At 55.7% G+C, this 23,269-nt stretch carries 17 protein-coding genes and 1 tRNA gene; 11 read left to right on the plus strand and 7 right to left on the minus strand.

Annotation, left to right across the window (positions count from 1 at the left end):
- Positions 1 to 58: 58 nt before the first annotated feature.
- The gene (locus HMPREF2822_RS00440) at positions 59 to 3,328 is read left to right on the plus strand and encodes a LamG-like jellyroll fold domain-containing protein (protein ID WP_070519616.1); all 3,270 of its coding nucleotides are present in this window, start codon (positions 59 to 61) and stop codon (positions 3,326 to 3,328) included.
- 39 nt (positions 3,329 to 3,367) lie between these two features.
- On the opposite strand, the gene HMPREF2822_RS00445 is transcribed toward HMPREF2822_RS00440, so the two are convergent.
- Positions 3,368 to 3,601, minus strand: a complete 234-nt coding sequence (locus HMPREF2822_RS00445) for a barstar family protein (RefSeq protein ID WP_070519618.1) — start codon at positions 3,599 to 3,601, stop codon at positions 3,368 to 3,370.
- Between the two features lie 3 nt (positions 3,602 to 3,604).
- Entirely contained in the window at positions 3,605 to 4,123 is a 519-nt protein-coding gene (locus HMPREF2822_RS00450; protein WP_070519621.1) for a guanyl-specific ribonuclease, read from the minus strand.
- 157 nt (positions 4,124 to 4,280) lie between these two features.
- Between HMPREF2822_RS00450 and dnaG the strand changes: the two genes are divergently transcribed.
- The gene (dnaG, locus tag HMPREF2822_RS00455) at positions 4,281 to 6,209 is read left to right on the plus strand and encodes a DNA primase (protein WP_070519623.1); all 1,929 of its coding nucleotides are present in this window, start codon (positions 4,281 to 4,283) and stop codon (positions 6,207 to 6,209) included.
- A 51-nt stretch (positions 6,210 to 6,260) separates the two neighbouring features.
- Here dnaG and HMPREF2822_RS00460 read toward each other — a convergent pair whose 3' ends face one another.
- Positions 6,261 to 6,536, minus strand: a complete 276-nt coding sequence (locus HMPREF2822_RS00460; RefSeq protein ID WP_070519625.1) for a hypothetical protein — start codon at positions 6,534 to 6,536, stop codon at positions 6,261 to 6,263.
- Positions 6,537 to 6,743: 207 nt separating this feature from the next.
- On the opposite strand from HMPREF2822_RS00460, the gene HMPREF2822_RS13250 reads away from it, so the two are divergent.
- From HMPREF2822_RS13250 to HMPREF2822_RS00470, 3 genes are all read left to right on the plus strand, one after another.
- Positions 6,744 to 6,881, plus strand: coding sequence for a hypothetical protein (locus HMPREF2822_RS13250; RefSeq protein ID WP_154736808.1), 138 nt, complete (start codon positions 6,744 to 6,746; stop codon positions 6,879 to 6,881).
- A gap of 96 nt (positions 6,882 to 6,977) precedes the next feature.
- On the plus strand, positions 6,978 to 8,135 hold the full coding sequence (wecB, locus tag HMPREF2822_RS00465) for a non-hydrolyzing UDP-N-acetylglucosamine 2-epimerase (protein WP_070519627.1): 1,158 nt from the start codon (positions 6,978 to 6,980) through the stop codon (positions 8,133 to 8,135).
- Positions 8,136 to 8,225: 90 nt separating this feature from the next.
- A complete protein-coding gene (locus tag HMPREF2822_RS00470; RefSeq protein WP_070519629.1) occupies positions 8,226 to 8,888 on the plus strand; it encodes a DUF1707 SHOCT-like domain-containing protein in 663 nt (220 codons plus the stop codon).
- Positions 8,889 to 8,923: 35 nt separating this feature from the next.
- Here the strand turns inward: HMPREF2822_RS00470 and HMPREF2822_RS00475 are convergent, their stop codons facing one another.
- Entirely contained in the window at positions 8,924 to 10,549 is a 1,626-nt protein-coding gene (locus HMPREF2822_RS00475) for a histidine-type phosphatase (RefSeq protein ID WP_070519631.1), read from the minus strand.
- Between the two features lie 149 nt (positions 10,550 to 10,698).
- Positions 10,699 to 10,771, minus strand: a tRNA-Asn gene (locus HMPREF2822_RS00480).
- 251 nt (positions 10,772 to 11,022) lie between these two features.
- On the opposite strand from HMPREF2822_RS00480, the gene wecC reads away from it, so the two are divergent.
- The 3 genes from wecC to HMPREF2822_RS00495 all read left to right on the plus strand — a co-directional run bounded on the left by wecC (position 11,023) and on the right by HMPREF2822_RS00495 (position 15,376).
- Complete coding sequence (wecC, locus tag HMPREF2822_RS00485) at positions 11,023 to 12,294, plus strand: UDP-N-acetyl-D-mannosamine dehydrogenase (RefSeq protein ID WP_304441003.1); 1,272 nt, start codon at positions 11,023 to 11,025, stop codon at positions 12,292 to 12,294.
- Positions 12,295 to 12,510: 216 nt separating this feature from the next.
- Entirely contained in the window at positions 12,511 to 13,824 is a 1,314-nt protein-coding gene (locus HMPREF2822_RS00490; RefSeq protein WP_070519636.1) for a glycosyltransferase family 4 protein, read from the plus strand.
- Positions 13,825 to 13,912: 88 nt separating this feature from the next.
- Complete coding sequence (locus tag HMPREF2822_RS00495) at positions 13,913 to 15,376, plus strand: glycosyltransferase family 4 protein (RefSeq protein ID WP_198530942.1); 1,464 nt, start codon at positions 13,913 to 13,915, stop codon at positions 15,374 to 15,376.
- 191 nt (positions 15,377 to 15,567) lie between these two features.
- Here the strand turns inward: HMPREF2822_RS00495 and HMPREF2822_RS12835 are convergent, their stop codons facing one another.
- Both HMPREF2822_RS12835 and HMPREF2822_RS00505 read right to left on the minus strand, forming a co-directional pair.
- On the minus strand, positions 15,568 to 16,386 hold the full coding sequence (locus HMPREF2822_RS12835) for an ABC transporter ATP-binding protein (RefSeq protein WP_232755525.1): 819 nt from the start codon (positions 16,384 to 16,386) through the stop codon (positions 15,568 to 15,570).
- Between the two features lie 22 nt (positions 16,387 to 16,408).
- Complete coding sequence (locus HMPREF2822_RS00505) at positions 16,409 to 17,395, minus strand: ABC transporter permease (RefSeq protein ID WP_158014559.1); 987 nt, start codon at positions 17,393 to 17,395, stop codon at positions 16,409 to 16,411.
- A 289-nt stretch (positions 17,396 to 17,684) separates the two neighbouring features.
- Between HMPREF2822_RS00505 and HMPREF2822_RS00510 the strand changes: the two genes are divergently transcribed.
- From HMPREF2822_RS00510 to HMPREF2822_RS00520, 3 genes are read left to right on the plus strand one after another with little or no spacing between them, the layout of a single operon-like run.
- A complete protein-coding gene (locus HMPREF2822_RS00510) occupies positions 17,685 to 19,640 on the plus strand; it encodes a CgeB family protein (RefSeq protein ID WP_083306778.1) in 1,956 nt (651 codons plus the stop codon).
- Between the two features lie 8 nt (positions 19,641 to 19,648).
- A complete protein-coding gene (locus HMPREF2822_RS00515) occupies positions 19,649 to 21,604 on the plus strand; it encodes a glycosyltransferase (RefSeq protein WP_070519642.1) in 1,956 nt (651 codons plus the stop codon).
- A gap of 35 nt (positions 21,605 to 21,639) precedes the next feature.
- Positions 21,640 to 23,265: a heparinase II/III domain-containing protein gene (locus HMPREF2822_RS00520; protein WP_158014560.1), complete on the plus strand. Its 1,626-nt coding sequence runs from the start codon at positions 21,640 to 21,642 to the stop codon at positions 23,263 to 23,265.
- Positions 23,266 to 23,269: the final 4 nt, after the last annotated feature.

Below are 23,269 nucleotides of genomic sequence, written 5' to 3' on the forward strand. Positions count from 1 at the left end.
CCTGTGGAGCCCTCAGAAGCGGAAGTCTCTTCATTTTGCTATCTGTCAAGGAATTTTTGTGTCTCAAAAGAAGTCTCGTAAAAAGCTGCATCAAGCCGCGCTGATCGCCTCCATCAGCCTCGTTGGCTCAAGCCTTGTTGCTCCCTCATTCGCCTCCGCCCAGAACCTGCCCAAGGCAGACATCCTGGACTTGTCCTTGGAGAACGGGACCATCAGCAACTCCGCTTCCGATGTCGCACCGCTGAAGATCGGCGAGCCCACCGTGGAGCAAGACAGCGTGCTTGAGCGCCCCGTGGCTCACTTCGACGGCCGCAAGGATGCCGTCGGCTTCGACATCGGGGACAAGTTTGACCAGATCAAGGACGGCTTCACCGTCGAATGCGTCTTCCGCTACGACGGGGACTTCGACGGCAACGAAAAGAGCCTCTGCGCCAACAAGGAAGCCGGCGGCTGGGCCATGGTCATCTACGGCGACCAGCTCACCTTCACCGTGAACGGCAGCGATGGCTACAAGAAAGCCCAGCAGCAAGTGGAGCCGGGGCAGTGGTACCACGCGGTGGGCGTCTACGACGGCACCAAGAGCGAGCTCTATGTCAACGGCGCCAAGGTGGCTGAGAACACCGAGATTAACGGTGAGGTGACCAAGCCCAAGTCCAACTCCACCGCCGTGATGATCGGCGCGGACTCCGGCCGGGATAACGCCGCCCAATTCTACTCCGATGCCGTGGTGAGCGGAGCTCGGATCTTCTCCGATCCGCTAGGCGAAGATGAGGTTTCCGCCCTCTATGAGGACTCCAACCTGAGCACCGACAAGAAGGCGGAAATCACCGGCTCCACCCCGAGTGCCGGCCAGCACCTGACGGGCCCGGTGACTTTCGACGTCCAGTTCAACGACGCCGCCCTCATCTCCCGCGAGCTCACCTACGCCCTGGATGGTGAGGAAATTGAGCGCGGGCAGGAAATCGGCACCGGCCTCAAGGAAGGAAACCACTCCATCCAGGTCGAGGGTCGCGATGTCTTTGGCAACCCCATCTCCCAGGCCATCGACTTCACCTCCGGCAACCTCCCGGGTGCCGCCGGCACCGACTCCACGCCGAGCGGCGAGGGCGTGACCATCTCCGCCCGCGCGGACAACCCGAGCGGTGGGGAGGTGGAGACCACCTTCACCGAAGCAGACGTTGCGGTAGCGGACAAGGGCTTCCAAGGCACCTTCACGGATATCCCGGAGAGCTTGGACTTTGAGTACGAAGACGGCGAGGACTTTGACAAGACCCTCAACCCGGATAACGAGGATGCCCAGGAAACGAGCTCCACAGAGGACATGCCCTTCCAGCGCTTTGACTTGAAGCTCAAGGACGCTGAGAAGAAGGCCCACGACATCGCCTGGTCCGGCACCGTGGACCCCAAGCGCTCGGTGCGCCTTATGGCGTGGAATACCAAGACCAATAGCTGGGAGAAGCTAGCAGAAACCCGCGGCGCGGCCGACGCCGAAGTCAGCCTCAGCGCGGAAGTCAACCAGGACTTCGTCGATGGCGGCAGCATCCACACCATGATGGTGGGCTATGACGTCTTTGCCGATGACCTCAACGAGCCCGTCAACGAGCAATTCGCCGACACCAGCGACTATGACTTTTCCATCGCCCACCACACCGATACCCAATACCTCTCCGAAGGCGCGGTAGAGAAGGCCACCGCCGAGGAACGCAAGAAGTGGGAAGACGGCTACACCGCCGCCACCCAGTGGATCGCGGACAACGCCGAGAAGCGCAAGATTGCCTACTCCGCCCACACCGGCGACATCATTGAGAACTGGATTGGCAAGGACAATGACCTCCCCAATGCCAAGAAGGAATTCGAGGTAGCCTCCAACGCCCAGAAGATTCTGGAGGACGCCGGCGTGGTCAACGGCGTGCTGCCCGGTAACCACGACAACCAAAGCGGCGCGGACGTCGGCGCCGACAACCTCTACAACGAGTACTTCGGACCGGAGCGCTACGAGGCTCAGCAGGGCTCGGGCAAGTGGGCTGAGCAGGATGCCTCCTACCACCCCTATGCTGAGGGCGATAACGATAACCACTACGACTTGTTCTCCACCAACGGCATGGACTTCATCGCCCTGCACCTGGGCTTTGACGTCACTGAGGAGGAAGCCGCGTGGGCGGATAAGGTGCTCAAGCAGTACTCCGACCGCAACGCCATCCTGCTCACCCACGCCTACCTCAAGCCTTCCGCCAACCCGGATGGCCGCGGCTCGGACTTCTCCCACGACGGCGTGATGGTCTATGAGAACGTCATCGAAAAGAACCCCAACGTGGCCCTAGTGTTGGCCGGCCACGAGCACGGCGTATCCATTGTCACCCGCAAGGACGTTGGCCACACCAACAACCACGTGGTGGAGCTTCTCGCGGACTACCAGTTCTACGAGGTCGGCTCCGATGAACTGGGCCTGACGGAGCTAGGCAAGTATGACGGCGACACCGGCCTGCGCTTTGGCTCCAGCTACCTGCGCCTCCTGCAGTTCGATCTGAAGAACTCGGAGATGGTCGTGGATACGTATTCGCCGCTTCTCGACGACCACAACGCCACCGAGTACGACGACCGCCACCGCTACAACGGCCACGAGGACGAGTTCCGTGTGCCGATCCAGTTCCAGACCCGCAAGACCAGCTTTGCGACGAACTCCATGCTCGCCCTGACCGATACCGGCAAGGAGATTGGCAAAGACACCGCCAAGTCCGGCTGGCCCGCCAGCGTTACCTACAAGGACGTCAAGGCCGGCCAGGCCTATGGCTGGTACGCTACCTCTGCCGATGCCTCCTCCAAGGAGGACACCAAGTCCGGTATCGTGCGCCAGTTCGGCGTCTTCACCGCGCAGGATCAGCAGGAGAAGGATAGCGAAGCCCCTGAGCTCACCGTCCCGAGCGGCAAGCTCACCATCACCAAGGGTGAAAAGGCCAACCTCCTCGAAGGTGTTAGCGCCAAGGACAATAAGGACGGTGACCTCACCGACAAGGTGAAGGTGGTGGGCAACATCGACACCGCCAAGCCGGGCGTCTACTCCGTCACCTACGTCGTGACCGACTCCGCCGGCAACCAGGCTCTTGCCTCCCGCGTCGTGGAAGTCACCGCCGGCAACCAAGGCGACAACACCGGCTCCAGCGGAAGCAGCAGCGGATCGAGCAACAGTGGCTCGAGCCGCGGAAGCGTCCTCCCCGGCATCCTCGGTGCCCTCTTCGGTGCCGCAGGCGCCACCGCCGTCATCGCTGGTCTGCTGAACTACCTCGCCCCTGAGGTCCGCGATACCGTCAAGCGCGCCCTCGGCCTCTAAGGCCCCGGCGGGCTAACCACCCGCCGGTCAACAACCTCACTAGCGCACCAGTGCGACACCCTGGTCCTCTAGCACCATGCTGATGGGGGCCAGGTCTTCTTCCACCATGTCAAAATCCGCAGCAATAATCGCCACGATGTGTTGCTCGCGGAGGAAATCCGCCAAAGCGTCAAGGTTGCGCGGCGCACCGGACGTGCAGCCGTGCAGGCGGCCGAGTGCGCCATAGAGATCCTCGCGCGTGCGGATGGGTTCAGTAATGAGAATGCGTTGCATGTCTTAGTCCTCCGCGTCCGGGATACTGCAGAAGCTGTCGTAGTGGTCATCGGTGTAGTACCAGACATCCGGGTCGGTCTCGCTGCCGCCACCGGTAACAATGCGCTTGGCCCCGCGGTGCCCAATCCCCGGGGTTTCCACGGTGTATTCGCGGTAGTAGTTCTTCGCCTGCTGCGGCAGCACACCTTCATAGTTTCCGAAACGCACGTTGTCGTTATCGGGGTAGTCATAGGGCCCGCCGGCCAGGATATCCTCGGCGGTCTCGTGCGCCTCCTGCGGCAGGGAATCCATGGCGCAGGAGGGCAGGTCTGACTCGCCTTGCTTTGCGACGTCCCCCTCATTCTCACCGGACGCACCAGCGGCAGAGGACGCACCCGCCGCAGCGGACGACGGTGCCGCCTTCTGGTCAGCGCCATCGCTGGAGCTACCAAGGTCAATACCGAAGTAGCCCGCGACGAGGACTAGAACCGCGCCACCGATGATGGCCGGCAGCGATTTTTTGGAGGGGGAGGATTGGGACATGGCCCCCATCATTGCAGGTATAGGGCCTGAACCAGAAATCCGGACCAGGCCTTTTCCCAATCCCCACTGCAGGTTGTTGGAGGATGTGGGACTTGGCGCCACTGATCCACCCAGCCGTGGGTACCTGTAGCTCCGGCGGGCGGGGTAGTCTGTACGCATGGCACGAGGCAGAATTCCGGACAGCGATATCCAAGCTATCCGTGAACGCGCGCCTATTGATGAAATCGTGGGCGAGTACGTTCAGCTCAAACCCGCTGGCTATGACTCGCTGAAGGGCTTGAGCCCCTTCAAGGATGAAAAGACTCCGTCCTTCCACGTGCGCCCGCAGCGCGGCTATTATCACTGCTTCTCCACAGGCAAGGGCGGGGACGTCTTCAGCTTCCTCATGGAGATGGAGCAGGTCTCCTTCCCGGAGGCCGTTGAGGCAGTAGCCCAGAAGATCGGCTACCACATCAACTACCAGGGTGGCTCCACCGGTGCGCGCGATGAAAAGCCCGGCACTCGCCGTAGGCTTATCGCCGCCAACAAGGCCGCGCACGAGTTCTACCGCCAGCAGCTGGAAACCCCGCAGGCCGCCACTGCTCGTGAGTTCCTCCTTGACCGCGGCTTCTCCAAGGAAATCATCTACGCCTTCGAATGCGGCTATGCCCCGGAGGGCTGGGACACAGCCACTAAGCACTTGCTGCGTATGGGCTTTTCCTTTGAGGAGCTCGACGCTGCCGGCATCTCCAAGATGGGCAAGCGCGGTCCCATCGACCGCTTCCACCGGCGTCTGCTGTGGCCCATCAAGGACCTATCCGGCAACGTGATCGGCTTCGGCGCACGCAAGCTTTTCGACGATGACAAGCTGGGCAAGTACATGAACACCTCCGAAACCATGCTCTATCACAAGTCGAAGGTGCTCTTCGGGCTGGATTTGGCCAAGCGCAACATCGCGGAACAACACCAGGCCGTGGTGGTGGAGGGCTATACGGATGTCATGGCCATGTATGCCGCGGGCGTGAAGACCGCCGTGGCCTCCTGCGGTACCGCCTTCGGCGCGGATCACCTACAGGTCCTGCGACGCTTGATGCTGGATGATTCCTACTTCCACGGCGAGCTCATCTACACCTTCGACGGCGACGAAGCCGGGCAGAAAGCCGCCATGCGCGCCTTCGAGGGCGAGCAGAAGTTCACCGGCCAGTCCTTCGTTTCCGTAGCCCCTGATGGCATGGATCCCTGCGATCTGCGCCTCGCGCGCGGTGATGCCGCGGTGCGTGACTTGGTGGCGGACCGCATCCCCATGTTCGAGTTCGTCATCCGCTCCGTCATCTCAGATTTCAGCATCGATACCGCGGAGGGCCGCCTCCAGGCCCTGCGGCGTGCGGTGCCCGTGGTGGCCCAGATCCGCGACCAACCTCTGCAGCGCGAGTACGCCCGCCGCCTGGCCGGCTGGGTGGGCTGGCCCGATCCGGAGGAAGTACTTCACCAGGTACGCCAAGAGGCGCGCAAGCCGAAGAAGGAGCAGCGCCCGCGTTTTGCCTCACTGGAGCAGACCTCCTCTGCGCCCGCGCAGACCAATGCCCCCGTTATGCACATCCCCGGCCCCCGCGAGCCGCACCTATGGCCACAGCGCGAGGCCCTCAAGCTCGCCCTGCAATTCCCGCAGATCGCCGGCAGCTACTTCGACGGGATTACGGAGGATGCCTACTCCAACGAGGCCTACCGCACCATCCGCCGCGCCATCTCGACCCTCGGCGGCGTGACCGCCGGTGCCGAACAACCCGGCGTGGAATGGCTGGCCGCCGTAGCCGGCGAAATGCCGGACCTTATGGCTCGCAACTTCGTCTCTGAGCTCGCCGTGGAGCCCATCAAGCTGGGGGAGACCGGCAACCCGGATACCGACCTTGAGGCCTACGCCGATTCCGTGCTCTCCCGCCTCCAAGAGGCCCGCGTGGGCGACCAGGTAGCCCAACTCAAGGCTCAGCTGGGCCGCATGCGCCCCTCCGACGACGAGGAATCCTACAACTCGCTCTTCGCGGACCTCGTCGCCCTCGAGCAAGCCCGCCGCGAGCTCAACGACCGCGCTTTCCGCGGCGTGCGCTAACCGACGCCCCCCGCTAATCCGCAGCCGCGCGCACGCGTTGTAGCGTACGCGCTAATCTTCGTCCGGCTCGTAAATCCGATCCGGTTGCACACCATCCGCGGTGCCACGCTTGCCGCGGCGCCCCTTGTTGTAGTCCTTAAGCTCACGCATGCGCGGTTCCGGGTCCAATCGGTTGGCCACGGCCTTGCGTGCGGAGCGCACCGCGGCCTTGGTGGCAGGGGAGTTGACGGCCTTCTCGTAGGCACCCTTAATTTGGTGATAGCGCTTGCGCCCCGCCTTGGTTCCAAAGACGTATCCGGCGGCAGCACCCACAACAAATTGGATCATTGGAAACTAGTCATCCCCTTACTTCAAGCCAGCGCAACAGCCGGCGTTTGCGTACAACGTACGGGCAACGTGCAATTCTCATGAATAGCCTACCTGCCAAACCAGTCCGGGGCAGGTGGCCTCTTGGCAGCGGAGCGAACAGGGATGCCGAATAGATATGGCGAGAACTCTTCCCATAATGCATTCGCTTCAGTTAACTTAATACCTGTGAAGACTTCGAAGCGTACGCATGCGGTATCGGCAGCCGTGGCCATGTCAGCGCTGCTAACAGCCAGCGTGGCGGCAGCTGAGCCCCGCACCAATTGCCTTGAAGAACCTCGCGAAGTCACCGTGAGCGAGGACTAGCGTTTATTTTCTATATAACTCTGGGCCATGTGCGCGAAGCATCCGCATTGTAGACTCTTACGGAGATTCTCTCCCAGTAGTCAACAAAGGAAGTCTATGTCTAAGCCAAAGATTATGACCGTGTACGGTACCCGCCCTGAAGCCATCAAGGTGGCACCGGTCATCAAGGCTCTGGAGAAGGACGAGCGTTTCGAGTCCGTCGCCGTCTCCACTGGTCAGCACAAGGAAATGCTGGAACAGGTTAATACTATGTTTGGCATTGAGCCAAAGCTGGATCTTCACCTTATGAAGCCTGGTCAGGGGCTCAATGAGATTGTTTCTCGTGCGCTGATGGGCTTGGATGAGATTATTGATGCCGAGCAGCCTGATGTCATCATTTCCCAGGGTGATACCTCGACTGCGATGGCCGCAGCGCTGGCTGGTTTCCACCGAGGAGTGAAGATCGTTCACCTCGAAGCTGGTCTGCGTACCGGTGACATTCACTCTCCGTTCCCGGAAGAAGCCAACCGAAAGCTCATTGGCCAGGTGGCAGAGCTGCACCTCGCGCCGACTGCAGGTTCGATGGAAAACCTGCGCCGTGAGAACGTCCGGTCGAAGGATATCGCGGTCACCGGTAATACTGTCATCGATGCACTGCTGGAGGCCGCCAGCTGGGATACCGAATTTGAGGATCCTGCCCTGCAGGAAGCAGCCGAATCTGGCAAGCGCCTCGTGGTGGTCACCACCCACCGCCGTGAAAACCTCGAAGCGATGAAGGAGATCGGCGGCGCAGTCAAGGATCTTGCGGAGAATTACTCGGACATCAACTTTGTCCTTCCGCTACACCTGAACCCAAAGGTTCGTGAAGCTGTGCTTCCGGAAGTGGAGTCATTGCCCAATGTCGTCATCACGAATCCACTTCCTTATGACCAGTTCACCAAGCTGCTTGACCGCGCAACCATCATCCTGACGGATTCCGGCGGAGTCCAGGAGGAAGCCCCAGCACTCGGCAAACCAGTCTTGGTGATGCGCCAAAACACCGAGCGTCCAGAGGCAGTTGTTGCCGGCACCGTGAAGCTTGTAGGAACCAACCGCAGCCTCATCGTGGCGGAGGCCAAGCTGTTGCTAGATGACGACGCCGCATACCACTCCATGGCCAACGCCGTGAACCCCTATGGCGATGGCAAGGCTGCCGAGCGTGCCGTGGCAGCTATTGCTGAGCTTCTAGAAGTAGGGGAGCGCCTGCCGGACTTCGATCCTTCCGCGGAGTCCTAAGCAGTTTCAGGCACATCCCCGGCTCGTCTGGGGCTCGGTCTGGGCCCACAACCCCGGTAAAACCCCAGCACGCTGCGTAGAATACGGGACATGGGAACACGGGATATTAAGTGCACGGATACGCAGCGACTGACGGCCTCACAGGTCTTGGCGGATGCCCTTTCGGTGGGGCAGCTTAAGATTGCAGAGTTTGACGAACGCTCCGCCGCCTGCGCGGCGGCCACCACGCGCGGCGAACTTGTCGACCTCCTTGCGGACTTGGTGGAAGACCCTGCCAAGATTCTCTTCGGTACGTCCGCACCGGCTCTGCGTGCCGCACAGGAGCCCACCGAAGTCAGCGGGGAGGCAGCAACACCGGTGCAGAGCTCACTAGCACAGGTCAATCCTTCCGTTCACGGCGCGCAGGGCCTTTCTATCGGTCTCTTCGGCGGTACCACTGTCCGCGGCACCCCGATTGCCTCCCACCACACCACGCTAGGTATCTTCGGCGGCACCGACGTGGACCTGCGCGGTGCCACCTTCAAAGAGAACGTCACCACCATCCAGGCTGTGGCTGCGTTCGGCGGGGTAGACGTGTGGGTGCCCGAAGGGTTTCGCGTTCGCGTGAACGGCTTCGGCCTCTTCGGCGGGCACGACATCCACATTGAAGGCGGCGCAATCGACCCCGCCGACCTCCCCTCCAGCGCCCCCGAAATTGTGGTGAACTGCTTCAGCCTCTTCGGGGGCGTGGACGTGCACGTGACCAAGCGCTAGGCCGTTACAACACGGGGCTCGGCTGCCTAGACCGGCTAGAAGGGCAGGGGAATGCCGAGCTGCTTAGCCAGAGCCCGAATCTGCGGCTCAAAGGTGACTACCGCGCCCGCGGCGAGAGCAATAGAACCGATCAAGCCGGCGATGATGCCCCAGATGGTAGCGCTAGAGGACAGGGAGCTGGAGTGGGAGGCCTGCTGGTGCTTCGGCTGCTCAAGGCGCGCCTTGGAGTGATCTGAAGTTGCCCCCAGCGGCAGGCAGGCCTCCAATTCGTCCAGGGTGTAGAAGGTCGAGCCCTCTTCGATGGGCTCGCAGCCGTCGTGGAAGGCGATCTCCTTCTCGTTGTAGAGCATGCGCACCAGGGTGTCCCCACGCTCGTTCTGGAAGGCATCCCACTGGATGTTCGCGCCCATTGGGGCGACCGTGTCTCCACGCCAGTCGGAGTTTTCCCAGGAGTACAACTCGCCGGCAGGCGTGCCCTTTTCAGAGCCCGGAAGCTTGAGCAGGGCTGCAAGCGGGATGATGGTCTCCGCGTGCCCGAAGCGATACTCGGCGGCCACGTCGCCGCCTGCTGCGCGGTCCTTGACGCCTTGGATCATGTGCTTCAGCAGTGGCTCGTAGTTGTCGTAGGACACCGTCTGTCCTGCAATAGCCGGTCCCTTCTCGTAGTAGTCCTCCACGTCGAGCAGGTAGGCAAAGGTCGGGCCGCTGGCGTCATCCATGTACTGGTCAAAAATCCAGCTTTCGGCCGGCGCCTTGTCCTCGTGTGCCAGGGCCGGAGCAATGATGTAGAGGTTATAGAACTGCAGCGCCGCATCCACGATGCCCTCCACCGTCTTCTCCTCCTTCTCGCGGCTCGCAAAGCTGATTGAGCCATCCTCAAGGCCCGCGATGAAGTCCTCGGTAAATATCTTGCGTAAAAGGCTGCGCGACGCGTTCTGGGAGGCCGGCTTGGCGTAGGCTTCATCCACCTTGGCCTCTAGGATTTCCGAGTCCTTCCACTCGGAGTACCTCTCGTAGGACGGCACATTCTTGTCCTTGTGGGCATACATAAGGTCCATGCGTGCCTCAATGCTGACGTGTCCGTCCTCCATGCCGTCTACTAGGTTGTCTGCGAGCTCCGGCTCCTCTTCCAGCCACGCCTGGCCAAAGTTCCATCCTGAGTCATTGGCCCGGTCCTCCCCGGAGGAGATGTACTTGACCTTGAGGTTCTCCTTGTCGATATCCTCCAACAGTGTGGCGTTGCGCTGGGCATTGCGCTCGCCCACACCCTGCAGCTCCTCACGGCCCAATACCGTCAAGTTGCCGTAACCGGGCTCTTGGCCGATGCCACCGGCCAGTTCCTTGTTCACCGTGATCATGGCTTCGACCTGCGGGACGAGCTTCTCACCCAACGCGGTGAGCTGACCATGCTCCTGGGCATAGGCGAGCATCTGCTGCGCCAAGTCGTCATACTTGAATCCGGACAGCCCGCGGGAGCCGTGGCGGTCCACAGTGGACGTATAAATCTGGTGGAAGCCCTCCGGTGCCGAGGCATACTCGGAGCCCTGCGGCTTATAGTGCTGCTTGGTGGAGTAGTAGGTAGTGCCGTCAGCCGCCAGCGCGGGCACCGGGGTGACGGCACAAGCAACAGCAGTAGCGACGGCGAGAGCACGAATGCGCATGAGAAAAGTCTTTCGTGAGAACGGTGGATAGGAGACCAAACCACGGTAGAAGAAGGACTTTGCGCGGAGGTTGCGAAAACGTGAACAGTAGGGCTCCGCAGACTCACTGCAAAACGCAAAAACCGCCTGTGAACAGGCGGTGAGTTTTGCTCCTCCAACTGGGCTCGAACCAGTGACCCTTCGATTAACAGTCGAATGCTCTGCCAACTGAGCTATGGAGGAATATGTGCGGCTAGCTAAGCAATAAGTATTGCTCGCTGCAACGAGAGTTAACTATATAGGGTTGAATTGATCTGGTACAAATCGCCTGCATATCTGCTATATCTGAGGAGGTTTCTCGGGTAGAGGTAGCCAAAACCGTTGATGATATGTGAGGGTAGAAAATTTTCGCCGGGCCTATTGCGGCGGAGTCAGCACTAAATGCCTAGTATGGAAGAAACCTGTACCTATGCATGATGTGAGAAAGGGTCGTAATGACTACCGGAAAAGAGTCTATGACCAAGTTTGATTCAGTTTGTGTGGTTGGACTTGGCTATATTGGACTCCCTACCGCGGCGTTCATCGCTTCTAAGGGTGTCAAAGTTACTGGCGTCGATGTGAACCCCACTTTCGTCGAGTCAATTAATAGGGGCGAAGTTCCCTTCTTTGAACCCGGCTTTGAGGAATTGCTTAAGCGTGTTGTCGATGAGGGGTACTTGAGGGCACAAGCCGAACAGATTCAGGCGGATGCCTACATTGTCTGTGTGCCGACTCCTTTCCGCGAGGACTACAAGGTTGACACGAAGTACATCAACGCTGCAGCCGAGTCCATGGCGCCGCACCTGCGCCCCGGCGCCCTCGTAGTTCTGGAATCTACCTCTCCTCCCGGAACGACGGAGGCGATGGCCAAGCACATTATTGAGCTGAGGCCCGACCTTTCTTTGGATGAGAATGATGAGAATGCAATTTTCGTTGCTCACTGTCCTGAACGCGTTCTTCCGGGGCAGATCATGGAAGAGATGGAGAACAATGATCGTGTCATTGGTGGTTTGACGCCCCGTGGCACGCAGATGGCCTGTGACCTGTACGGAACCTTCTGTACTGCTGAGCTGCTGCAGACGAATGCGACCACTGCTGAGATGGCAAAGCTGACGGAAAACTCATTCCGTGACGTCAACATCGCTTTCGCAAACGAGCTCTCGTTGATCAGCGACCGACTCGGAATTGATGTTTGGGAGCTTATTGAGCTTGCGAATCATCACCCGCGTGTCAACATTCTTCAGCCCGGCCCAGGTGTCGGTGGGCACTGCATTGCGGTGGATCCTTGGTTCATTGTTTCTTCGGTGCCTGAGGAGGCACGAATTATCAAGATGGCGCGCGATGTTAACGACGGCAAGCCCGAGTGGGTGATTAAGAAGGTCAAGGAAGCGCTCGACGGAAAGCCTGACGCCGTCGTTGCCGCGCTGGGCATTGCTTTTAAGAACGATATTGATGATCTGCGAGAGTCTCCGTCGCTAAATATTGTGAAGCAGCTCGGAGAAGAGAACCCGCAGCTAGATATTCGAGTAGTCGAACCGAACGTAAATGCATTGCCAGATTCTCTTGCCTCTATCCCGAATGTTTCTCAGCAGGATTTGGATACGGCCATCGCAGAAGCGGATCTGATTCTCTTGCTGGTGAACCACAAGGAGTTCGTTGCTCTGGACACCACCAAGCTCCAGGGCAAGACCGTCATCGATACGAAGGGCATCTGGCGCAACCTTTGAGAATGCGGCATAGGCGCATCGTGGAAAGTTGGCAGATCCCCGAATGGTTAAAGGGATAGTGAGGCGGATGAATTACTCCTCAGTCGTGGCTAGGTGTTTGGAGCTTACGCGTATAGTTTAAGCTTGAAATCCCGCGGAGAAATCTTTACCAATACTTTCTCTGCCGTGTCATGGTGATTTAACATCTAAATCGCTAAGATTGGAGCGCATTAAACGATGAAGGTATTGGTCGTTTCTCAGTACTGGAAGCCCGAGAATGGCGTACCTCAGCGCCGCTGGGGGTGGCTTTCCAGCATCTTGGGAGACGCCCACCATGAGGTCACCGTAATTGCCCCTCCTCCTCACTACCAACGCGAACTCACGCTTGGCGACTGGTGGAGGGGCCGAGAAGAGCGCAGGAATGCGGACCCGGAGATTGGTAGTTCAGGCGAGAGAATTTTTCGTAGTGCTTACATCCCGCACGGCTCCTCTCTGACCCTCAAAGCACTAAACCAAGCCACAGTTGCCCTCGGTGCAATGGGACTTGTTTTTTCAAAGAAAAGGCTTCTTTCTGATTGGAAGCCGGACTTAGTTGTAGGAACAGTTCCTGCAATCCCTACTGCAGTCGCTACGTATTTTGTCGCAAAAAGGTTCCGAACTCCGTTCGTCATCGATCTCCGCGACGCGTGGCCGGACTTGCTCGGTGTTTCCTCCAAATGGAACAAGAGCTTAGGGAAACAATCAATTAGGGAAGCTCTACTGTCGAAAGGTCCTCTACAGTTGGCTTCGGCAATAACGACGATGACGCTTTACCGAGTTATGAAAAGCGCTGCAGGAATCGTTGTCACTTCCGAATGGCTGCGGGCGAACCTGCTGACCGATCCCAAGATTCTGGGTAAGAAAAGTGCGAAGGACATTCTGACCATTCGCAACGTCTTTCCCTCTGAAACAAAGTTTGTAAAGGAAGCCGAGGGTAAACCTGCGCAATCGGATGCGAGGCTAAATGTCCTTTATGCCGGAACTTTGGGGCGTGCCCAGAATCTAGCTAATGCAATTGATGCCGCAAACTTGGCAGCGGAGGCGGGGATTGATCTTCGTCTTAGACTGGTGGGGGCAGGTGCCGCTAAAGCTGCACTCATTGAAAAGGCGCGAGACTCACAGGCGACAATATCGATTGAGAATCGGCGCCCGGCGGATAGACTAGAGGACTACTACCAGTGGGCTGATACCGGATTGGTGCATTTGACGGATTGGGAGCCCCTTGAACGGGCAGTTCCGTCGAAGACCTATGAACTTATGGAATCCGGCGTGCACATTTCTGCGGCTGTCGCGGGCGAGACAGCAGATTTGGTACGTAGATTGCAAGCTGGGGACGTTGTTGAACCCGAAAACCCGGAGGCATTGTCGGAGTTGTGGATCGATCTTGCCCGTGACCGAACGAGGCTACGAGTCTCGTCTAAAGCAGCGAGTTGGGTACGAAATGAGCGATCTGCGTATGTCCCGCGCCGTTTCCTAAGTTTCTTGGAGAAGATTGTTTCGGATGTGTCCTAGCGATCGAGGTATTCGTCAAATAATCTCTGTTTGGGCTACGGGCCTATTGTGGCAGGCCTGTCAAGATCCCAACCAATTTTGTCAAAAGGTGACCGAGAAGGTCAGGCAGAGGTTTCCAAAGGTCTCCGCGATTCTTTTCCCGCTGCAAAAGAGGCTACAAAAATCTAGGCGAGGCGAGGCTCGTGCACTCGCTGATGCTGGTGAATATTCCCAGGCGATAGAAGCCTTAGATCGGCTGCCGAAGTGGAAACGCATTGTCTATATCGCTTTCCGCGAAAAGATTGAAGGGGAGCGGAGCGTCCTCTATCAAGAATTCCAGAGCTCAGAACCGGTTGAAATTCGTAGGCCTACCCGAGTCCTCTACTTTTTGAATAACTCTCTGCCCTTCACCCAGTCTGGGTATACGATCCGGACACAAAAGATGATGACTTCTTTGCGTCAAAGTGGACAGGACATCATTGGCATGACCCGAATTGGGTATCCATGGGTCATTGGGTCACTGACGAAGACTACATCTTCAAATGTTGAGGGCAATCAATACGTACGAGGTTTGCCGTCCGTTTTGCCACGGTCGGAACAATCCCGCCAGAAAGCTGCAGTTGATCTTCTCGTTGCCGCAGCCAAAGAACAGAAGGCGACGGTTCTTCATACTACGACTCCATTCACCAATGCCCTGGTCGTCTCCAGAGCTGCAAAGATATTGGGGGTTCCCTGGATCTATGAGGTCAGGGGAGAGCCCGAAAACACGTGGTTAAGTCGCTTTCCAGAGCAGGAAAGACATAAACGAGCGAAGTCGGAATACTATCTTGGCATGCATAGCCAGGAATTGGAGGCTATGAAGTCCGCCGATGCAGTCGTTTCTCTGAGCCAAGTCTCAAAAGACAAAATGGTTGACCGTGGAATTGACCCGAAAAAGGTTACTGTGGTGCCTAACGCGATGGATGATTTTAGCTCGACGGATGATCTACGCCCAGGAGTCCTCAGAGAGAAACTCGGGATTTCTGAAGACACAAAAGTAATTGGTGTTATTTCTTCGCTGGTGGCGTATGAAGGCATCGACGATCTCATTAAATCATTGGAATACCTAGATTCCTCTGTTGTGCTGGTAATCGTCGGCGATGGCGTCGAGCGTCCATATCTTGAGGAATTGACTGAAGAACTAGGGCTAGAACAACGAGTCTATTTCGTCGGTCGAAAGCCTCATTCTGAAGTACGTGAATGGTACGCAATGCTTGATGCGTTTGCCGTGCCGCGCAAAGATCAGACGGTCTGTAGAAATGTAACCCCAATCAAGCCCCTGATGGCAATGAGTCTTTCCGTCCCTATTGTTGCTTCGGATCTACCCGCTTTGCGTGAAATTACAGCAGGGGCAGCGTATTACTCTCGTCCTGAGGACCCGAGCTCTATCGCAGCTGAGATTACGGAAGCATTGAGCAGAGAAATGACTTTGACACCTACAATCCGTGATTTCCTTCGGGAGCACACGTGGGAGCACAACGCAGAGAAAATGAAGAACCTCTATACCCGATTGGGCGGGACAGGTGAGGGCTAGGGCTGTCTAAGATAGGATATTTTTCGTGATGGAATGAGGGAGGCAAGCCAAGTACCCGGACCTTCTGTGAGCATGCTTGCTCAATGAGGAGATGGACCGCAATTCAAAGCGAAGCTCTAGAAGCGGGGCTGACACATTCCATTCAGAAGTCTTCCGTGTGAACCGCGGGGACGATTAAAGCTGCAAGGTGACTAGCTATCGCTTCGTTGCCCTATTGCCTCAAGGCCCGTAGCGGCTTCTGAATCCAAAATGATTCTTGGCGGATCGAACTGCTTAGCTAGCCGGTCCATAACCTTGGTAGCCTTCTCTTGGTTCTTTTGAGCAGCAAAATGGCTCCAAGCCCTGTATGCATCAGCAACTTCATCCACGTCGCCATCTGCGATCATAACCCCATCATGAATCCATATAGCGCGATTGCAATGCTGCTTGATCGCCTGGGGCCCGTGCGAAACCAAGAACACGGTGCCGGCATTTTCGAGGAAGGAATCCATTCGTTCCTTAGCTCGAGCTGCAAATGTGGCATCTCCCGTTGAGAGGGCTTCGTCAACCAAGAGCACTTCGCGCCGGACTGCCGTCGAGATCGAAAATTTCAAACGCGCCTTCATTCCGGATGAATAGGTGATGAGCGGGCGGTCTACAGCATCGCCAATTTCAGCCCATTCGGCAACTGGTCCTTCAATTTCAGCTACTTCATCTGGAGTGAGCCCCATGGCGAGCAATCCGATACGGACATTCTGCCTACCGGTCAAATTGGGCTGTAACGCGGCGGACACACCAAGTAGCGTAGGTTGTTCCGATACGAGTACTGAGCCTTGTGTGGGTGATTCATTTCCCGCAATGATGGACATCAGTGTGGACTTGCCCGAGCCATTACGCCCGAGTACACCAATCGATTCTCCCGCACGGGTTACAAACGAAATATCCTTGAGTGCATGCACTTCAATGCGCTTGCGGCCGCCAAAAAGAGACCTTTTTGAGCCCCCAGGGTAAACGTTATAAGTCTTTGACACATTTCGAACTACAACAGTTGGGCTACTTGACGCTGGCATAACGCTCCTCAGCTCTCCAGAAGTAAATTAGGCCAACACAAAACAGGGACACGGACCACACTGTTAGGTAAAGCCATACGTGCAGGCTCGGTGATTGGCCTTCAAGGACGCAGGTTCTAAATGCCGAAAGGTATTGGTAGAGGGGGTTCAGCTCTACGATGTGCTTCAGTTTGGGGTTCCCGTCGAAGCGATCGATGGAGAAAAATACGCCGGAGACAAAAAAGAGGCCTCGCATCATTAAGTTCACGATTCCTCGGAGATCTGGAACGAAAGCGGTGCTCCTAGCGATGAAAAAGGCGGCACCAGCGTTAAAGATATGTAGCAAGAAATATAAGGGTGGAACCAGCAATAGGCTCCATGTTGGGAGCTTATGAGGTTGGAAGAGCAACGCGATACAAATACCAATTATCGCCGCCGGCGCGTTGTCGACGAATTGCCTGACCGTGTGTGAAATTACGAGGGAGGCCTTTGGAAATTGGAATGACGTAATCATCCCTCTCTCGGCCTTGATCAAACCGACACCAGAGTTTATGCCACGGGATAGAAATCCGAAATAGATTACTCCGATGACCAGGAAACCAATGAAATTTTCCATTCCCCTCGAAGTCTTTAGAATCATTCCGAAAACGAGGGCATAAATTCCAACCTGAATGAGTGGATTGAGAATGATCCACAGATTGCCCAAAAACATATCTTGACCATCTTTGAGCGACTTACTTTTAGCCTCAGACCAAATAAAGAAGCGGCGACGCCAGATTTGCTTGAGGTAGGTCAAAAATTTGGGGCGGGGTTGAAGCCCGTGAAGTTTCGAGTCATCGACCAGAATCGTCGAGCCAGACTGCTCAGACACGACGAAGGTCTCATAGATTGATTGCTGTGCTGAACCCATATTTCGTTTCTTTTCAAGGCGATGTTGGCCTCCTTTAGCCATGAAGCCCTCCTTCTGGTTGACGAAACGAATCGTATTCACCGGCGTAGTAGCACCTCGCAACAGTGCAGCGTGATGCGATGCGCAGCGATCTGCAAACGCTTGAGAATCTAAATCTACCCCATTGACGCTTCGAGCCAAGAGTGGTGGAGCCGTGAACATGCCATTGGGAATGAGTCGGTAAACAGAAAACTTGACCAATTGGGTGCGTCACTGTGCAGAAAGCAAATCAAAATGGGCTCGTGTAAGCTCAAGGGGACTATTACCCCCGAGCTAGAAGGTACTTGTGAAAAGCCCGTCAAGAAGTTCCCTTTTCCGTGCTGCGGCTGCTATGGCTTCTTCTGCTAGCGCCATCGCGGCTACTCGAATGATAACTGATAAATGGGGACCAGCTCTTTTCGCTGGAACCGCAGTTCTTGCTTCACAGGCGTCAAATTACGCGGGTGACTTGAACCTTGGCCGAGCAGTTAGCCGGAGCAAGCTCGCCACCGAAAAGGTCGTGCGAGAGCTGGGAGGAAGCACGGTCAACCTTGGGACCATTGAATCTCAGATTCGGTCATTGTCGGCGTCGGTAAAGCAGATGCAGGCGCTTCCCCGTGAGGCCGTGAAATCAGTAATCAAGAAGGCGGAGGGGGCACCAAACCCCGCTGCCGATCCAAAGGCTCGCCGTACCGGGGCTCCTGCCAATAACGGGCCCTATAAAACAGTAGAAGCGCGCCGAAATCAACCAATCGTGGGGGAAGCTGCCAGGAAATGGATTGATTCCCGCACAGGGGGAGACGACTACCTTCCACAAGACGAAGGTCTTTCGTTCAGAGCGGCAGGCGTACCATTTGCAACGGAGATTCCAGTTGCAATGATTGCTGATGACTTTACGTTCCACTCGTTCCAACATGAATTCCAGACGTTCAGGCTTACCCCTTCGAATTGGCGGACGATTTTCGAAAAGCATAAGCCGCGTCTGTTTTTCTGTGAATCGGCATGGCAAGGCGGCAGCCCCAAGGAACATCCGTGGCAGGGAAAGATTTACGCCTCCATTCGGTGGCCTAAAGAGAACCGTGGAGTGCTTTTAGAAATCCTTGACTATTGCCACGCGCATAAGATTCCAACGGTCTTTTGGAATAAGGAGGATCCGACTCACTTCGCCGACAGGATCAATGACTTTGCCCGCACAGCTGGTTTGTTCGACTACGTCTTCACCACCGCTGAGGAATGCGTACCTGGGTATAAGAAGGACGTCGGGGCAAACTTTGTAGGGGTGCTGCCATTTGCAGTACAACCAAAGCTTTTCAATCCAATTGGTAGTTCCTCTGAGGGAGGCGTGAATTTCGCGGGTACTTGGTACGGTATGTATCCCGAGCGCTGCGCAGCCCAGGCCCAAATTATGGATCAAGCCTTGGACGCGGGATATGAATTGGTCATCTATGACCGGATGAAGGACAGCCCGAATCCCATTTATCGTTATCCTGAGCGTTTCGAGAAGTTCACGCACGAAGCAATTCCATACGAGAAGACGGCAGAGGCATATAAGCAATCACGATTCGGTATCACAATGAACACCGTGACTGAATCAAAGACCATGTTTGCTAGGAGGGTCTTTGAGCTTGCCGCGTCTGGATCAGTTGTTCTTTCGAACGAGGCTAGGGGAGTCCGAGAGTTCTTCGGAGACGCGGTGATCTATGCCGATACCGAACCGGATCGACTCAAGAATCTCACTGAGAGCGAATACCGAGATCTGCAGCGGAAGGCATTGAACATTGCGCTGCGGAATACCTATTCCCATCGAGCTGAGCAGATTTTGGAGACTGTCGGCTTGAACTTCCAGAAGTATTCCCAAACTCCGACGGTGGTTGTACGGATATCGACAAGCGATGAATGGGATCAGCTTCTTGAAGAATTTGAGAAGCGAGAATCGCTGGGCAAATTGCTGGTCATTGTTTCAACGGACTGCGAACAAAGCCTTGAGTTCAAGCTACTACAACAGCATATTCCTGGAGTCAATGTGCTTAATGAGCGAAGCATCTTGAACCACGAATTCCGGACGCGAAGCTTTATTGGTACTCCAGAGTTCATTCTTTTCGATTTTTCGAAGAGTTTTCCGAGCGACGATGAAATTGAGGAGCTTCAACTTCACAACTCCTACTTCGATGGTCAAATTGGCTTCGCGGAGGCGGGGGCGGAACTTTATTCCGTTTCTGAATCTAAGCTCGTTCCTAATACAATTTTGCCGACTTCACTGCTGGTGAAGGCACTGTCGGGTGAAGAACTACCTACCTATTTCGTTTAAGGACTTCCATGTCGAACCCTGATCTGTCAATCGTTATCCCCACGTACAACTCAATCGACAAGATGTCCGAGACCCTTGATTCTCTTGTTCGGACGATGGACCTCGTAGACGGTGAGGTCGTATTTGTTGATGATTGTTCTAAGGACGATACTTATGACCGGCTTGTAAATTTTGCCGCCAGATTCTCGAATTGGAAGGTCCTGAAGCTGGCGCAGAATTCTGGATCGGCAGCTGCGCCAAGGAACAAGGGCATCGAGAATGCCAGCGGAAAGTGGATTTACTTTCTCGACTCAGACGATGTCTTAGAGCCCAAAGCTATTGAAGAGGCGTTGGGCGTAGCTATTAAATACAACTACGACGTCGTTCGGACGTCGCTCAAGGTTCGGATGGGTGACGGAAGCGTACGAGTAGGAGATCTAATCCCTAAGTGGGACGCGATCCGGGACACTAAGTCACGAGTTCGAGCAATTACGAAGCATCAAAGCTTGACTTGTAGCTTCTTTATGAAGCGACGAATCCTAAACGAGGCCAATATCCGCTTCGATGTAGATCGGCGTATCGGAGAAGACATCAAGTTTACCTCTGAGGTACTCCTGGCAAGTAGTCGAATTGGATATCGTGCAGTTCCGTCGCGTACATATGTGCGTAACTCAGTCGGGGAAGAATCTGTAACGCAGAAACTGAATTCGGCTCAGTTTGAAGACTTTGTGAAGTCGTGGAACGAAGTGGAAGAGAACCTCTCTGAACTGGGGATCTCTTTCGTTGCTGAGCACGGATTCTCAGCAGTTCAGTACGCCCTGAGGCAATTTGTCTGGTTCCGGTCGGAAGAGATTTCTTCGCAAGCGTTTGAACTCTTTTCTGAGTTCTGTCGAAAGCATAAGGCGAGCTTGCGGAGCTTTCCCTTCCAATCCCGCTATGCAGAGTTGATTGACGCTGCTCTAGCACATGACCACCAACGGTTTAATGAAGCTGTACAGTTGCGCATCTTGATTGCCGGGCATGATCTCAAGTTCATGGGAGCAATCAAAGAGTGCATGGAATCAGAGTTCCCAGTACGGATTGATGAATGGGACGGACACAAGGCACATGATGCCCGCCGTTCAAAGGAACTCTTGGATTGGGCTGACTTCGTCTGGGTGGAGTGGCTGCTTGGCGCGGCTGTGTGGTACTCGAAGAAGCTTCGTGGTGACCAGCGGATGGTTGTACGAGCTCACCGCTCTGAGATTGTGGCCGACTATGGCACGGAAGTTAACCAGGACAAGATTTCAGCGATCATTTCGATTGCACCCCATATCTTTGGGGACATCGCAGACCGCTTTGATTTCCCGCGAAACAAGCTTTGGCTTATTCCGAATGCGATCGACGTTGATAGCTATGAGCAGGGAAGCTATTCCGAGAGTCGTCTGAATAAGATTGCTATGGTCGGAACAGTTCCCAAGCTGAAGGGATTCAAGAAGGCGATCGAACTATTCGCGCACTTGAAGAATGACTTCCCAGATCTTGAACTTCACGTTTACGGTAAGCAGCCCGAAGACCTTGAGTGGGTGTGGAAGAAGCCGGAAGAAGCACAGTACTTCAAGGAATGTGAAGAGCTGATTGCGCAATTCGATTTAGGTTCTTCCGTGAAAAAGCACGGATGGGTAGATACTAAGCGCGAGCTATCTGAAGTCGCTGCTGTCATTTCGATGAGTGATTTCGAGGGCATGCAGGTATCAGTGGCTGAAGGCTATTGTGCTGGCGGTGTAGGCCTGACCCTTAACTGGCGCGGGGCGGAACAAGGCTACCCCAAAGAGTGGGTTTTCGAAGATGAAATGGCAATGGAAGCTGGATTGCGAAAGATTCTTAGCGGAAGCACCAATTTGGAAGACGCATCCGCTGACGGCCGCGAGCTGATTCGTGAACTCTATTCAATCGACTCAGTTTGGCCGCAGATCAAGAAGCTGATGAAGTCGGTTCGCGCCTAGTTCGCGTTCCGCCCTTTTACTTGAGGGGTTAGAAATTGGTAAATGTCTCCGATTATTGGCAAAAGTTTCCTGACGGCTCACCGGACCGTTGGAAGGTCGATGGTAACGAGGAGAAGTGGGACGTAGTCATGCCCAACGGCGCGGCACTGACTCTACGCACAGATGCTCCGACGGTCGACTTCACTTCTACCTTCGCGAAGGACTCAGACTCAACGCGCTTGTGGACGAACTCGCTTCGCTACCTGCTTCCTATCCTGGAGAAAGGTGATACTGCGACTGTCGAGTCCATTTTGAAGGCCTTTGCAGAGTATCTGCAGAGCGCGTTTCAGGATTTTGGCGGCAGTTTTAGCGGTAGCCTGGACCACCAGTGTGCTCTACAGCTGCGGACTTTGTGCGACATTCGTTCTTGGTTGTCCATTGACGGGCACGGCTCAATCGGAACTATTGACGTCGAAGACCTTAGCGGCCTTGTTGCTTCCATCTATCGCGTCGTCGCAGGCTACGGACTTCTACGACCGAACAATCACGGCGTAATGCTAGGCATTGCGATGCTGCATTCCTTCGAACTGTTTCCCGATGTTGAATGGAAGGAAGGGAAGAAATCTGTAAACAAATTTCTAGTTGGAACGCTTAAGAAGGTTCTTGGCACCGACGGCGTCGCGAATGAGAACACTCCAGTTTACCAAGCGTTTTACCTTCGACTGCTCGAAGATATTATGGCGTTTAAAGAGTGGGCTGGTGGGGGAGCAGAACGCGATTTCGAGAGCCTTTATGAGCTGGCGTTGAGCGCCTATTGTCACATGCTTCTGCCCAATAAAGCTGTACCTCCATTGGGCGACGCGAGCCTCTCAAGCCAATCTCGATACAGTCCTAAGCATGGCTTTTGGTCCTCGGAGGAGAACGGGCTTCAAATCGCGTCAAGTCACGACACGTTCTTTTCGTTTGTATGCGGCTTCCGCGGAGTTTTTCACAAGCAGATTGACGATACGTCCGTCTACCTGTGGCATAACGGTAATGCACTAATTCAAGACGGAGGGCTGACCTCCTACGATCGAAATGACAAGGTTGCAGTGAGCTTGCGCGGCCAGCTTGGCCATTCGGGGTTGTTCTTTACTGAGTACGATGACGTTCCTGCCGAAAAAGTAGTTGCATTCGGTCCTGGAAAACGGTTGATCGATGCAAAGATGTCCGTTAAGAGTGTCGAGGCTTGGGATCGCTTTCAAGTCGCTGGTACGACACATTTCCGCAGCACTCAAACGCACCGCACGATTACGTGGAATGGAGACCGTAGGTTTCTGATTCGGGATGTAGTCGAGGGCAGCCCAGCTGCGCATGACGCAGTGGCGCGATTCCTGCTGGATACTAAAGCAACCATCGAAATCGGTTCAGCAGGTGAGGTAGTTGTGCGGTCGGGAAGTTCATGGATGTCTATATACTGTGGAGCCCCTGGCACAAACGTGCGTATTTCTAGAGGGCACGGAAGTGGGGGTTCTTTGCCAAGGGGATTTATGGCTCCACGCAACTATCAAAAGGCGCCCACATCGTTGCTTGAGTTTCCAATCGCAGTCGATGACAATTTTTCTGGGAAACAGGTGCTCTATATTGCATTCGGAAAGGTCGAAGATGGGGTCGAACCGTGGATCCCGGGAGCTAAAGGATGAATGA

The sequence above is a fragment of the Corynebacterium sp. HMSC062E11 genome (assembly GCF_001811845.1).
GTDB classification, from domain to species: domain Bacteria; phylum Actinomycetota; class Actinomycetes; order Mycobacteriales; family Mycobacteriaceae; genus Corynebacterium; species Corynebacterium hesseae.